General features: G+C 53.1%; 14 protein-coding genes. 9 read left to right on the forward strand and 5 right to left on the reverse strand.

All coding sequences use genetic code 11. From position 1 onward, the window contains the following. Nucleotides 1–94 precede the first annotated feature (94 nt). Nucleotides 95–1,498, forward strand: coding sequence for a sensor histidine kinase (locus GS646_RS20565; RefSeq protein ID WP_171679263.1), 1,404 nt, complete (start codon nt 95–97; stop codon nt 1,496–1,498). Beyond that, nucleotides 1,495–2,142 (forward strand): response regulator transcription factor, encoded by a 648-nt coding sequence (locus GS646_RS20570; RefSeq protein WP_171185294.1) that lies wholly within the window; start codon nt 1,495–1,497, stop codon nt 2,140–2,142. The genes GS646_RS20565 and GS646_RS20570 overlap by 4 nt, the downstream gene beginning before the upstream one ends. Before the next feature lie 74 nt (nt 2,143–2,216). On the opposite strand, the gene GS646_RS22850 is transcribed toward GS646_RS20570, so the two are convergent. From GS646_RS22850 to GS646_RS20590, 4 genes are all read right to left on the reverse strand, one after another. Then, complete coding sequence (locus tag GS646_RS22850) at nt 2,217–3,053, reverse strand: hypothetical protein (protein WP_216600409.1); 837 nt, start codon at nt 3,051–3,053, stop codon at nt 2,217–2,219. 146 nt (nt 3,054–3,199) lie between these two features. Continuing rightward, nucleotides 3,200–4,081 carry a cation diffusion facilitator family transporter gene (locus tag GS646_RS20580; RefSeq protein ID WP_171185292.1) on the reverse strand — a complete coding sequence of 294 codons (882 nt, stop codon included), beginning with the start codon at nt 4,079–4,081 and terminating at the stop codon, nt 3,200–3,202. Nucleotides 4,082–4,246: 165 nt separating this feature from the next. Continuing rightward, nucleotides 4,247–5,074, reverse strand: a complete 828-nt coding sequence (locus GS646_RS20585; RefSeq protein ID WP_171185290.1) for a cytochrome c — start codon at nt 5,072–5,074, stop codon at nt 4,247–4,249. A gap of 94 nt (nt 5,075–5,168) precedes the next feature. Continuing rightward, nucleotides 5,169–5,636: a cytochrome c gene (locus GS646_RS20590; protein ID WP_171185288.1), complete on the reverse strand. Its 468-nt coding sequence runs from the start codon at nt 5,634–5,636 to the stop codon at nt 5,169–5,171. Between the two features lie 86 nt (nt 5,637–5,722). Here GS646_RS20590 and GS646_RS20595 point away from each other — a divergent pair, with 86 nt between their 5' ends. Beyond that, nucleotides 5,723–6,568, forward strand: a complete 846-nt coding sequence (locus tag GS646_RS20595) for a LysR family transcriptional regulator (RefSeq protein ID WP_171185286.1) — start codon at nt 5,723–5,725, stop codon at nt 6,566–6,568. Between the two features lie 405 nt (nt 6,569–6,973). Here GS646_RS20595 and GS646_RS20600 read toward each other — a convergent pair whose 3' ends face one another. Continuing rightward, on the reverse strand, nt 6,974–7,807 hold the full coding sequence (locus GS646_RS20600) for an IclR family transcriptional regulator (RefSeq protein ID WP_171185284.1): 834 nt from the start codon (nt 7,805–7,807) through the stop codon (nt 6,974–6,976). Nucleotides 7,808–8,038: 231 nt separating this feature from the next. Here GS646_RS20600 and GS646_RS20605 point away from each other — a divergent pair, with 231 nt between their 5' ends. From GS646_RS20605 to GS646_RS20630, 6 genes are all read left to right on the forward strand, one after another. Further along, a complete protein-coding gene (locus GS646_RS20605; RefSeq protein WP_171185282.1) occupies nt 8,039–9,133 on the forward strand; it encodes a TRAP transporter substrate-binding protein in 1,095 nt (364 codons plus the stop codon). An 81-nt stretch (nt 9,134–9,214) separates the two neighbouring features. Beyond that, the gene (locus GS646_RS20610) at nt 9,215–9,823 is read left to right on the forward strand and encodes a TRAP transporter small permease subunit (RefSeq protein WP_171185280.1); all 609 of its coding nucleotides are present in this window, start codon (nt 9,215–9,217) and stop codon (nt 9,821–9,823) included. Further along, nucleotides 9,816–11,180, forward strand: a complete 1,365-nt coding sequence (locus tag GS646_RS20615; RefSeq protein WP_171185278.1) for a TRAP transporter large permease subunit — start codon at nt 9,816–9,818, stop codon at nt 11,178–11,180. The genes GS646_RS20610 and GS646_RS20615 overlap by 8 nt, the downstream gene beginning before the upstream one ends. Next, a complete protein-coding gene (locus tag GS646_RS20620; RefSeq protein ID WP_171185276.1) occupies nt 11,177–12,532 on the forward strand; it encodes an amidase in 1,356 nt (451 codons plus the stop codon). The genes GS646_RS20615 and GS646_RS20620 overlap by 4 nt, the downstream gene beginning before the upstream one ends. Nucleotides 12,533–12,536: 4 nt before the next feature. Further along, nucleotides 12,537–12,731 (forward strand): hypothetical protein, encoded by a 195-nt coding sequence (locus tag GS646_RS20625; protein ID WP_171185274.1) that lies wholly within the window; start codon nt 12,537–12,539, stop codon nt 12,729–12,731. Nucleotides 12,732–12,735: 4 nt separating this feature from the next. Further along, nucleotides 12,736–13,698: a D-glycerate dehydrogenase gene (locus tag GS646_RS20630; RefSeq protein WP_171185272.1), complete on the forward strand. Its 963-nt coding sequence runs from the start codon at nt 12,736–12,738 to the stop codon at nt 13,696–13,698. Nucleotides 13,699–13,707: the final 9 nt, after the last annotated feature.

The raw sequence follows: 13,707 nt of genomic DNA on the forward strand, positions 1-13,707 counted from the left end.
CCGGGCGGAAGCTCAGGGTCTGAGATTTGGCCAGATCAGGTCAGACCAAGGTCTGTGGTGCGGCAACAGATTGTAGTTCATAGTCGATTTCACGATGAGAGAGAAAGTAACTGACCTGACGATTGACAATTGGTCGCTGTCGCGAGTCTTTCTTGCAGCCAGCATTTTAGTGATGGGCATTGCTACCGCAATCGTCGGGGTCTGGGTGTCAAATCAAATCCAGAACGCAGTCGTGCAAAACTCCGCCAACTCTGCCGCGCTATATATGGAAAGCGTAGTATCCCCACTCAGTCAGGAATTGGCACATGGCGACCGCCTCTCAGACCAAGCGAGCCTGGCGTTGGACGAGATTTTCATGACCCAGCCAATGCGTGACCGTATCGTTTCCTACAAATTCTGGAAGCAAGGCGGTGTGATTGCGCATGCCTCGGATACAGACATCATTGGAAACCGTTTCAATCCAACGGATGATCTAAGGCGGGCGTGGAACGGTGACATCTCCGGCTCTTTCGAAGAGCTTGATCATGCCGAGAGCGCGGCCGAAGCAGCATTGGGGATACCACTACTTGAAGTTTACAGCCCCATCCGCGAACTCTGGTCCGGCGAAATCATCGCAGTTGCGGAGTTCTATGAACGAGCTGATCAGCTTGAGTTGGACTTAGCCAAGGCCAGACGAACAAGCTGGTTGGTCGTCGGTTCCGCATTTCTGGCAAGTACTATTGTTCTGTATTCCATCGTCGCAATTGGTGACAAAACAATTCGACGACAGGGGACTCTGCTTAAACAGCGCCTGACAGAAAGTGAAAGGATGGCTGAGCAAAATGCCCAGCTGCGGTTGCGTGTGGTCGAGGCGTCAGAGAGATATGCCACGCAAACAGATCGGTTCCTCAAGAACCTTGGAGCTGAGCTACATGATGGCCCTGCGCAATACCTGTCGCTCGCCGCCCTTAGACTGGAGGCGGCGTTTTCCAAAGATTCGGAAAGGCCTAAAGAGGCGGAGGAAATTCAGCAGTCTTTGCAAAAATCGCTGGCTGAAATTCGTGCTGTATCGCGAGGGCTGTCCGCCCCGGACATCGACAGCCTGTCACTCGTCGATGTTGTGAAGAGAGCCGTAGAGGATCACTCCGAACACAGCCCATTGCGTCCGGATATTTCATTCCTGGGTAGCCAGGCCCCAGAGCTGTCATTGTCCGACAAGCTGTGCGTTTTTCGTTTCCTTCAGGAGACGCTTTCCAATGCCGCGAGATATGCTCCAGCTTCCAAATGCACTGTTATCTCTGAGGTGCAGAGCGACTGCATAGTTGTGAAGGTCAAAGACGACGGACCTGGATTTGACAGGTCAGAAGAAACCGCGTTGCGAGACGATGGTGGCCAGGGGCTTATGGGCTTGCGAGATCGGGTCGAGAGTATTGGTGGCAGGTTCGAAGTCGCATCGATACCGGGCGAAGGCACCACCATTGCTATGACACTCTTTCCCAGAAAGTTAGGCGCATCATGACTACATCTGTCGTAATAGCTGATGATCACCCGATATTCAGGGATGGTTTGCAACGAACGTTGGATGAAGCTGACGGTTTCGAAGTTTTGGCCGCTGGGTCCAACGCTGAAGAGGCAGTGTCGCTGGTCGGCACGCATCAGCCGGACATAGCTATTCTTGACCTCTCTATGCCTGGTGGCGGGATAAGCGCGACACGTAAAATTGCGGCAATGGAAAATCCACCCGTCGTTGCAATCTTGACGGTCTCAGAGAACAGCAGCGATGTCGCGGACGCATTGGAGGCGGGCGCGATTGGGTACATTGTGAAGGGAGTAACCGCGAGCGAACTAACCGCTTCCTTACGCAGCATCGCCGCAGGTGAAGGGTTCGTTTCTCCGGGTTTGGCCTCGCGGGTATTGCTTCAAATCAACGCTGACAGTGGCATGTCTGTTAACAGCAGCATTCTCGATGACCTTACACATCGTGAGGAAGAAATACTTCGACGCGTGGCCAAAGGACTGAGCAATCGTGAAATCGCTGACGAGTTAGACCTTCAGGAAAAGACCGTGAAGCACTACATGACGGCAATCCTGTCCAAGCTTCATGCGCGAAATCGGGTAGAGGCTGCAATCATCGCCCATGATGTATGGAACAAAGCAGAATAACTTCTTTTTCTTTCAAGAAGATGGCGGCCCTCACCAAGAGAAGCCGCCAACGAATCTTCGACTGGAGTTGCTGTTCAGTTAGCAACCGCCTGTAGCCTCCGGCGATCAGATGCCGTTGCGTTTCTCTCAACAACAGTCCGGTTGTACGGGTCTTTCAACTCGTAGCGCCCGAACTCGATCTCTTCCTTCCAACCATTGGCATAGTTAACTTCGATGTTGTTGCCTTGGATTTCCACTTTCGTGGGCCGACTTCCGGCAGTGCCGCCTTGCCCAGAGGAACGCACGCTGTCGATTGAGATACCATTCGCCAAAGACCGAAGCCTAGAGACGTCAGCGCCAGTCGCGGGGCGCTCCTCAACAGTTCGGTTCTGAGCATTCTTTCTCTCATACCGACCGTTTTCGATCTCTTCCTTGGTTCCGTCGGCGTAACGCACTTCAATGCCGTTAGCGCTTGTTTCGACCTTCGTTATCCCCGCCGAACCCGACGGTTTGCCCCCTGCTTGAGACCGATCCTTCTTTCCGCTACCTTCATTGGAACGTTTGGAGTCATCATCGTCATCATCATCATCGTCGTCGCGACCACTTTTTCCTGACCCCGAATTGTCATCACGGTCATCATCTCTGTCGTCGTCGCGATCATCATCTCTATCGTCATCACGATCATCATCCCGGTCATCGTCTCGGCCGCTGCTACCGGACCCTGAGTTGTCGTCTCGGTCATCATCTCTGTCGCCGCGACCATCCCCGTCGCTTCCCCTGCCGCTTTTGGCAAAGGCATATGACGGTTCAAAGTGTAGGCGACCATCGGCATCAAACGCTGGCACATAAGGCGTCGCCGCAATCAACGAAGCCAACGCCGCTGTACTAAGAAGTTGACCCAGCTTTCTTTGAATTTTCATTTTCGCCTCCAATTCTGATCATCACGCTTCGTGACATTGAAGACAGGTTACTTCTGGTTCGGCTTTCCCACATCGGGCTTAGGTCTGACGAATTTCAAGCCGAACGTCTTAGTCTGATCAGTCAATCCTAGAGAGTTTCGCTGAGCCATTTGATCAGTTCAGTGGGAACTAACCCCGTCACCCTTCAACTCGTCATCAGGTTCGAGGTGAATGACAAAGACCGAACCCGGATACAAACGATCCAATTCTTCCTCGATGTCATTGCATATATCGTGCGCTGCACTGACTGGCATGGTGCCGTCCACAACAAGGTGAAACTCCACGAAGATGACATTTGCGGATCTGCGCCCTTTGAGGTCGTGGTACTCTAAGGCGGCGCCGAGATTTGCTTCGATTGCGTTGGAAACAGTCTGCAAGTCATGGTCCGAAAGTGTCACATCCATCAGGCCATCGACGGACGACCGAATAACTTTCCAGCCCTCCCACAAGATGTTCAGCGCAACAAGAATTGCCAGGATCGGGTCGAGGATCAACCAGCCGGTGGCAAGCGCCAGTATCAGACCTGCGATGACACCAACTGAGGTCATGACATCTGTGAAAATGTGCCGGGCGCTTGCCTCTAATGCAGGCGAACCCTCGTGCCTGCCGGTTTTGAGCAATAGGTAGGCCCATGCGCCATTGACGCCCGTTGCAATGACATTGACGGCGATTCCAAGAACTGGCGCGTCCTCAAGATGCGGGTTTGGGAGCGCCATCACAGCTTCTCTGATGATCAAGATCGCCGCCAGCACAATCAGTACGCCCTCAGCGACGGCGGAAAGATACTCAGCTTTTTTGTGACCAAAGGGGTGGTTTTCGTCAGGGGGTATGTTGGCAATCCGAACCGCAAAATACGCCAGCAGTGCCGCAACAACATTTACGGTAGATTCCATCGCGTCCGACAATAGCGCCACCGAGCCTGTCAGCCACCAAGCCAACAGTTTTAGGGCCAGTACCGCAATGGATATCGGAATGGACCAAAGAGCGATTTTTTGTGTCATTTGGCCGCGACCCTCAGTCAATCATGAACAGAAACTCGGGGGATTGGTGAGCTCCGATGTTAAAAACGTAAAACAGGTGTTTGGTGAAAAGGGAATAGGCCTCACAGCTTCCAACTGGCGATCGGCAACAGCATCTGGTCCCCGCAGCATGGCACCAAACGACTGTTACTCGGATGGAAACCCCGTTGACGAAACAGGAACAGCTTTGAGATAGGCAGCAATCGCCAGACGATCCTCATCCGTGAGACGCGATGTGTTTTCGATGACGTCCACCATCTCACCACCTGCGCTGTCATAATCCGGCGTGAAACCGGATTTCAGGTACTCGGCGATGTCAGCCTCGGACCAATCAAGCTGGTCTGAGGTGAGGCCTGGGATTCGACCTTTCCCGTTTGGATTTGGTGCACCTGTCAGCCAAAGGTCTCGTTTCAGACCACCTAAGCCATTTCGCGGCGTGTGGCATTCGGCGCAGTGACCCAACGCCTCCACCAGATACCGGCCTTGCCTTTGTTGGTTGGTCAGATCACCTTCGACTACCCAGCCTGGCGACATGAACAAAAGCTTCCATCCCCCCAGTCCGCGTCGAATGTTGAAGGGAAAGTGAACCTCATGCGGAACGCTTGCAGTTGTGGCTGGTGGCAGAGTGCTGAGGAATGCGTGAAGCGAAACGATGTCATCCGCTGACATGTTGGCGTAAGATGTGTAGGGAAACGCTGGAAAATAGTGCTGCCCTTCGGCTCCGGTCCCATGGATCAAGGCGTTGGCCAGATCCATGGCTGACCAGGACCCAATACCGACTTGTGGGTGACTGGAAATGTTGGGGGCGATGAACGTGCCAAACTCCGTCTCAAACCGGCGACCACCGGAGAGCCTAAGCTTTTCTTCACCAACCGCGTCCGGCGCTGAATGACAGGATGCGCATCCTGCGGCGTGGAAAACGATTTCACCTCTGGCGAGATCTGGGTTCAAACCGTCAAGTTGAGATCGATCCATTCTTTGTGGTCGGGTCAGCACCAAACCGGCCAACCCAACCAAAAGTGCAACGAAAGCAGTGAAAAGGAAAAACCGCTTCACAGCTTTCTACCATTTAGTCTTTCGGTGCTCTGTACGCTTTGTGACATGCCGAACAGCTTCCACCCAGATCGCCCATAGCCGCTTTCAGGGCATCAACATCTTGGCCAGCCGCAGCCTGCATCGCAACAGCGGCGTCTGCCATGGCCTGCCCTTTCGCACCAACGTCAGGGAAGTTTTCCCAGATCGCAGGTAGCGCTCGGGAGGACGGATCGGAAACATTGTCAGATCCCTTTGGCCACATTGCGGATTGGTCGATCTGCGTTAGTACAACAAGGTTGTTTGCAGCCCGTGTTGCGGCCTCGGCGTCATAATCCACCTCGCCTTTGGCCATGCCGCCAAGCGTACCAAGATTGAAGGCATAGAGCTGCATGATTGAGGTTCGAGCTTTCACAGCCGGGTTTTCACTTTCGTGGGCGATGGCTGTGCCAATTGCGGTCAATGACAAAAGACCCGCTGCGAAGATTGAGAACTGCTTCATCATGATGTGTCTCCCTGTTCAATGCTCCGAATGTTAGCTTGAACGAATTTTCTTGTAATTGTTTGTTATTGGTCGTCACATGTTAATTTATGAACAACGAAAACTGGGATGATATTCGATACGCGCTAGCCGTAAGCAAATACGGTTCGTTGAACGCGGCGGCGACGGCCATGGGCGTCACGCATGCCACAGTCTTGCGCAGAGTGGCCGCATTCGAAGAGCGCAATGGCTGCCGGATTTTTCAAAAAAGCCCGTCAGGATACTCCATTCTCCCCGAAGCCAGTGCGATCTTTTCGGCCATGGAAAGCGTCGAAGACGCTGTGCTGTCGGTGGAGCGAGCGGTTGTCGGAGCAAATCGTTCCCCAACGGGTCACGTGCGCATTACATCGACTGATAGTCTTTGTCAGATTGTTCTCCCTAGAATACTGAACGAAATCTCACGCCTTTACCCAGGTTTGAACCTGACTCTGCTAAGCCAGAACAGCCACCATGATCTTTCCCGACTGACAGCAGACATTGCTGTGCGCCCTTCGATAAAGCTCGGGGAAGGGCTAATCGGGGAGCGTGCAGGAACGCTGTCCTTTGGTGTCTTTGACGATGGTTTCCCAAATCGCAAATGGATGAGGCTTGATGGGGCGTTAAGCCGTTCACTTCCTGCCAAATGGCTGAAGGCGAATGTGAGCGCCGACGAAATGACCAACGGAGCGGACAGTTTTCTGGTGCTACAACAGATGGCTGCGTCGGGAGCTGGTAAAACCTTTCTGCCGTCATTTTTTGGCGACGTGGATACCCGCCTTAAACGGTCACAGGACGTGAATCCTAAGATCGAGGTTCCGCTGTGGGTCGCAACGTTAGAAGAAATCTCGCAAACTCCAAGGTTTGCTGTAGTTCAGAAGGCACTAGTCGAACGCATATCGGAAGCGCTGGCTAAGTGATATTGTGCAACTGAGATTTTCGAGTTCTTAAATTTTTGAGTTTCCAAATTTGCAATGCCCAGTCGGAAACGTTCGCATTGGAGCATCCCTCAACTGCGCAGGTGCCCGAAGAAGAAATCGTCAAACTCTACTACGACTAAGCGCTCGGGGCCGGAAACGGCGCCCTGCCTGACTTTCGCAGCGTTTCAAGTTTCACCTTCGAACCGCCTTGGCAATCGAGACCCATGCCCCCAAAGGAAAAGTATGTAGCGACAGCCACCGACAATGAGCTGGGACTTGTCGCCTGACCATCAATTAGATGCCCAGTACCGGAAACTCGTGCGCCGTTTGGCGTCGGACAAATTGGGCTCAATGCAGACACCTAAAAAAGGGATGCTCATTAGCGGGAAGTTAACCACCCAAAGACTAGCTTTGCAGTCTTTCTGAGATATCCGTCGCTGCCTTGACAACCGATGCCGCCAGAGTTTCGAGCTTACTGTCTGGAAATCTTGTAATTGGTCCCGAGATCGAAACGCCAGCCACAACCTTTCCCAAAGAGTCGAATACAGGCGCTGCGATACAACGCATTCCTGGGAAGCGTTCTTCGTCGTCCAACGTCCAGCCCCGATTCCTGGATTTACGGAGCTCTTCCCGTAACTCCTTTATGTCAGTAATTGAATTTGGTGTCTGACTTACCAGTGTTAGCGGCGTTAAAAGACTCTCTAACTCAGCCTTGTCCATAAAGGCCATGATGGCTTTACCCACACCGGATGTGTGAAAAAAAGCCGCTGTCCCGTTCTTGAAAGAGGCCCTTATCGGATTATCGGATTCGACTTGGGTAAGGTAAAGCAATTGCCCACCTTCCTCGATTGCTAGATTTGCAGTCTCTCCAGTTTCTTCGGACAGCACCCTCATCACTGGCGGTGCAACTTCCAGCAAGTTTGACCCTTCTTCAAAGGTGCTGCCAATGCGATACGCTTGTGGGCCTATACGCCATTTGCCTTGCTCAACATCATGAATAACCATGCCACGCCGCTGAAGTGTTGTCAGAAGCCTGTGCGCCGTTGCAGGCGGTATGTGTGTAACCTTTGAAATCTCAGCAAGCGTAGCAGAGCGTGTGTCGGCTATGTAGATCAAGACACGAATACCGCGATCAAGTGCCCCAACAGGTGGTGCGCCGATGTTCTCTTCATTCGACTTCCGTCGCGGACGTCCTCGACGATTGGCAGTTTTGTGTTCGTTCATAATCAGTGAAACCAATACCCTGTTTCTTAGCTTAAGACTCTAGCCCGGCAGTAACAGTAAAAAAATGAAAAATATTAATCAATGTATTTCAGTGGTTTAGTGGAAATTTATACTGAAAAGAGTAGGTTATTCCAAAATATTTTGAAAATTTTGGAATCTGATTTATCGTTGTATCCATTCGCTGAACAGCGGATTGGCGCCAGCACCGAAGCAGAAAACGGAGATGGCGCAGTCAAGGGAGGAAACATGACAAAATCTTTGAACCGCAGAAACTTTCTGCGTGGCTCTGCTGTTGTGGGCGCTGGTGCGCTCGCGGCCCCGGCGGTCCATGCGCAGGAAGGAACAAACCTCAAGATGCAAGCTGCCTGGGGCGGGGGCATCTTTCTTGAAAATGCACAGTCTTACGTAAATCGCGTCAACGAAATGTCCGGTGGCAAGCTGACGATCGAGCTACTGCCTGTGAACTCGGTCGTGAAAACTAGCCAAATGCAGGACGCGGTTCATCGCGGCGTACTGGATGCAGCGCACTACGTACCAGCGTATTGGTACTCCAAATCCAAGACAGCGTCGCTGTTTGGGACCGGTCCGTGTTTTGGATGGTCCAGCCAAGAAGTCCTGGGTTGGGTAAACTACGGCGGCGGGCAGGACCTGTTTGACGAGTTGATGGGGATCCTCGGATTGAACGTCGTGTCCTTCTTTAACTCGCCAATGCCGGCACAACCGTTGGGCTGGTTCAAAGAAGAGATCACAAGCTCTGATCAAATGAACGGCTTGAAGTATCGTACCGTTGGCCTTGCGGCAGATGTTCTGCTCGAGATGGGTATGTCGGTTGTGCAGCTTCCTGGCGGGGAAATCCAGCCCGCGATGAAATCTGGCCTTATCGACGCGGCCGAGTTCAACAACCCGACATCAGACCGCGACTTTGGCATGCAGGATGTGTCCAAGCACTATCACTTGGCATCCTTCCACCAGAGTCAGGAGTTCTTCGAGGTTACCTTCAACAAAGACAAGTTCAACGCTCTGGCGCCCGAGCTTCAAGCAATCCTGAAATATGCTTCGGAGGCCGAAAACTCCAACTTCTATTGGAACAACACAAAGCGTTACGCAGATGATTTGGTAACGCTGGCCGAAGAGCAAGGGGTGAACGTGTATCGCACACCTGACAGTGTGATGCAGGCCCAGCTTGAGGCGTGGGACGTTGTAGTCGATAGGATCTCAAATGAAGATCCATTCTTCGCCAAAGTTGTCGATAGCCAGAAGGCCTACGCAAAAACAGTGATGAACTACCTCAACCTGAACCAGCCGGACTACAAACTGGCTTACAAGCACTATTTCGGCTGAGGCCTGACGATTTCTGAAAACGGGAAGCCGCGCAGTTGTGCGGCTTCCTAAACTCCGGGCAGAACAGGCGAGGAACTGACCTTGATCAAGACAATCCACGCCATCGAAGGGCTAAGCCAATGGGTCGGCAAAGCCTTCGGTTGGTGCATCCTAATTCTGACACTTTCGGTGTCCTACGAAGTGTTCGTCCGGTATGTGCTGAACAAGCCGACCGTCTGGGCGTTCGATATGATGGTGCAAATGTATGGCGCCTTGTTTCTTATGGCCGGGGCATACGCTCTTGCGCAAGATGCTCATGTCAGGGGCGACGTTCTTTACCGACTGTTCTCTGTCCGCTGGCAGGCGCGTGTCGATTTCGTTCTGTACATTCTCTTCTTCTTCCCGGGCATGTTTGCGTTGTTCTGGTACGGATGGGAAATAGCGAAAGACAGTTGGCGCTATGAAGAGGTGAGCTGGAACAGTCCTGCCCGAATCCAAATCTACTTTTTCAAAACTCTGATCCCAGTTGCTGGTTTCTTGCTGATGTTGCAAGGACTTGCGGAAATGGCGCGATGCTGGTTGGCGATGCGAAATGGTGTCTGGCTTGAGCGACTGGATGACGTGCGCGAGACCGAGGACATGTTGATGGAAGGAACTATCGACAAAATCCGGCCCTTGGGCACCAAAGAAGGAGGCCGCAACGATGACTGATCCTCAGGTCGCCATCTTGATGCTCAGCCTCTTTATTGTGCTGGTGCTACTTGGCTTTCCGATTGCTTTCACTTTGCTCGCCATGGGTGTGGCATTTGGGTACTACGCCTATTACCAATCCGCGCCGGAGAGCATTGCGGACATCTTCAACAACAACATCTTCTATCTTCTCAACCAAAACACCTACTCGGTGATGGAGAACGACACGCTTGTTGCCATCCCACTATTCTTATTCATGGGATACGTGGTTGAACGAGCAAACATCGTTGATCGTCTGTTTTTCTCGCTGTACATGGCTGCCCGAAACCTACCCGGGTCACTAGCCATTGCCGCACTTCTGACCTGCGCTGTTTTTTCGACGGCGTCGGGGATTGTTGGTGCGGTTGTTACCCTGATGGGCCTGCTGGCCTATCCAGCGATGGCAAATGCCGGGTATCAACGTAGCTTCGCTTCTGGCGTTATCTGTGCGGGCGGGACTTTGGGCATTCTGATCCCGCCTTCGATTATGTTGATCGTCTATGCCGCGATTGCTGAGCTTTCGCCATTGCGTTTGTATGCTGCAGCAGTTTTTCCCGGGCTGCTGCTGGCGGGGTTGTATATCGTCTACGTGATGGTTCGTGTCTGGTTGAATCCATCGCTCGCACCGAAACCACAAGAGGACGACATCCCGCCAAAACGACAGATCTATATGGATCTGCTGGTATCATTCGTACCGCTGACCGTTTTGATCATGCTGGTGCTTGGCTCCATCCTTGGAGGATTGGCGACCCCGGCTGAAGCAGCTGCAATGGGCGCATTGGGCGGGCTAGTGCTGGCAATGCTTTATCGGTCGCTCACGTGGGACAAGGTCAAGCAAAGCGTCTTCCTAACAGCCAAGGCTACCGCAATGGTGTGCTGGTTGTTCGTAGGTTCCTGGACCTTTGCCTCGATCTTTTCCTATCTCGGTGGGCATGACGTGATCGAGCATTGGGTCGTTGGCATGAACCTGCAACCCTGGCAGTTCCTGGTGCTTGCTCAGTTGATAATCTTCCTGCTTGGCTGGCCGCTTGAATGGTCCGAGATTCTCATCATCTTCGTGCCGATCTTTCTGCCTATGCTGGAGACGTTTGGGGTCAACCCGTATTTCTTCGCGATGCTGGTTGCTCTGAACTTGCAGACCTCGTTCCTGACACCGCCGATGGCCATGTCAGCGTACTACCTAAAAGGGGTTCTCAAGAACCAGATCCAACTGATGGAGATTTTCAAAGGTCTGATGCCCTATCTGGCCATCGTGATCCTGTGCATGGTGCTGATGTACCAGTTCCCGGGCATCGCGCTTTGGTTGCCTGACTACCTGTTTGGGGTTTGGGTGCCATGACCAAGCATGATCTGTCGTTGTTCTCGGCGATCCAATCTGCCGAGGGCATTCGGGACGGACGTTTTTCTTCCGAAGCACTAGTTGAAGATTGCCTCAAGCGCATTGAAGAGACCGACAGTGTCATACGCGCCTGGGCTTACCTTAGCGCAGGCTTAGCGCTGGATCAGGCGCGCGAGATGGATCGCATCCGGAAGGCAGGCCGGGCGACTGGTCCACTGCATGGTGTGCCCGTAGCGTTGAAGGACATTGTCGACACAAAGGATATGCCCACCCAGCGAGGGACACCGATCTTTGCGGGTCGACAACCTGAAACAGATGCAAGGCTAGTTGAACTACTTCGAGAGTCTGGCGCTGTCATCATGGGCAAGACCAAGACAACCGAGTTTGCCTTTATGCACCCGACTGACACCACCAACCCCTTCGACCCGAATAGAACACCCGGGGGGTCATCAAGCGGATCGGCCGCAGCCGTTGCGGCCAGACACGTGCCTTTGGCTATTGGTACACAGACCGGCGGGTCGGTCATCCGTCCGGCCTCATTCTGCGGCGTATACGGCTTCAAGCCGACCCGTGGTATGATCTCGCGCAGCGGGGTTTTCAGGACGTCGGTTTCTTTGGATCACGTTGGGGGGTTTGCCAACTCGCTTGAGGATATCGCTTTGCTGTCAGACGTGGTGGCCGGATATGACCAAAGCGATCCTGCCAGCTTTGCTCGGCCGCGCGCGGAAATGCTGACCGGCGCTCAGGCGGAAGTTCCGGTCGAGCCGAATATTGCCTGGCTGGATTTTCCGTTCAACGACCGCCTCGATGCAGATGCCCGAGATGGCCTGAATGCAGTGATTGACAGCCTAGGCGGCCGGGTCGAGCGTTTTTCGGTATCCCCTCAACTGGCTGATCTGATCAACGTGCACAAAACGATCTATGATTACGAAATTCGCCAGAATATGATGGAAATATCGAATACACATTGGTCGGAAATCAGCGCCGAGATGCAATCCGCTATCAACCGCGGCGCAGATATCAACGAGGCCCAATACGAAGATGCCTTGTCCGTCATGGCATCTGCTCAAGGCTTTTTTGCAGAGTATTTCAATGAATTCGACGCAATCTTGGCCCCGGCTGCAACAGGCGAAGCTGTTCCACTGACTGCGGGGAACACCGGCGATTCCGTTTTCTGTCTGACCTGGACACTTGCGGGTTTGCCATGTCTCACGCTGCCATTGCTGGTCGGACATAACGACCTGCCCATCGGCGTCCAGCTAATTGGGGCTATCGAAGAGGATGACCGACTTTTACGCACGGCATCCTGGGTTCAACGCAGCTTAAGAGCACAGGAACAAAACGGAGAGTAAACGTATGTCACGTCTGACAAACATTCTCATGGGCATAATCGGCACAGGACTGATGATGATTTTCGTCCTTGGTCTCGCGCACAGTATCTCGACAGGATTTGCCGGGTTCTGGGGCGGTCTGCCATTCCTTTGTATTGCAGTCTTCGTAATAGCGCTTGCGCTATATAATTTGTGGGAAGACGCAATCAAAAAGGACTGATCCAATGAGCGATAAACCAGTCCTCTGGCTACCACGTCGATTATCCGATGCTACCGTCAATCGCGCGCGCCGGGACTATGACGTAATCCTCAACGAAGCCGATACACCGGGCACCGCGGAAGAAATCATCGCAATGAGTTCAAAGGTCGACGCGATGATGCCCTGCCATTCGGAACACTTCTCGAGCGAGGTTGTGTCGCAACTAGACCCGCGCTTGAAGATTGTTGCTAACCATTCCGTTGGCGTTGATCACTGCGATCTTTCGGCTTTGGCGGCAAAGGGAATTGCGGTGACAAACACTCCCGATGTTCTTTCTGATGCAACGGCAGAATTGGCAATGCTGCTCTTGCTCGGAGCGGCGCGACACGCGGTTCGAGGCGATCGCCTGATGCGGTCGGGCACCTGGGACAGTTGGAGCCCGTCTTTCATGGTTGGCAAGCAAGTCACAGGTGCGCGCCTCGGCATCATCGGGATGGGGCGCGTGGGTCGGGCATTTGCAAAAAAAGCCCGCGGGTTTGAAATGGAAATTCACTATTTCAATCGCACCCGCCTGTCGGCCGATCAGGAAAACGGAGCAATTTACCACGAAAGTATCGACACTTTGCTTCCAGCCGCCGACTTCCTGTCACTTCATTGCCCTGCCACCCCCGAAACTCTTGACCTGATGAACGCCAAACGTTTGTCCGAGCTACCGACCGGAGCAATTCTCGTGAATTCCGCCCGCGGTGCCCTTGTAGATGAAGACGCGCTGTTGGACGCGATCGAAAACGGAAAGCTTTCCGCTGCGGGCTTAGATTGTTTCAAGACGGAACCGGGGGGTAACCCAAAGTTCGCCGGGTACGAGAACATCTTCATGTTGCCGCATATCGGAAGCGCAACGACGAAAACCCGCGACGCAATGGGCTTTCGCGCCTTGGATAATTTGGACGCATTCTTTGCTGGCAAAACACCCCGAGACCTTTTGTAGAAGAGGACA

This window comes from Ruegeria sp. HKCCD4315 (genome assembly GCF_013112245.1).
GTDB lineage: Bacteria > Pseudomonadota > Alphaproteobacteria > Rhodobacterales > Rhodobacteraceae > Ruegeria.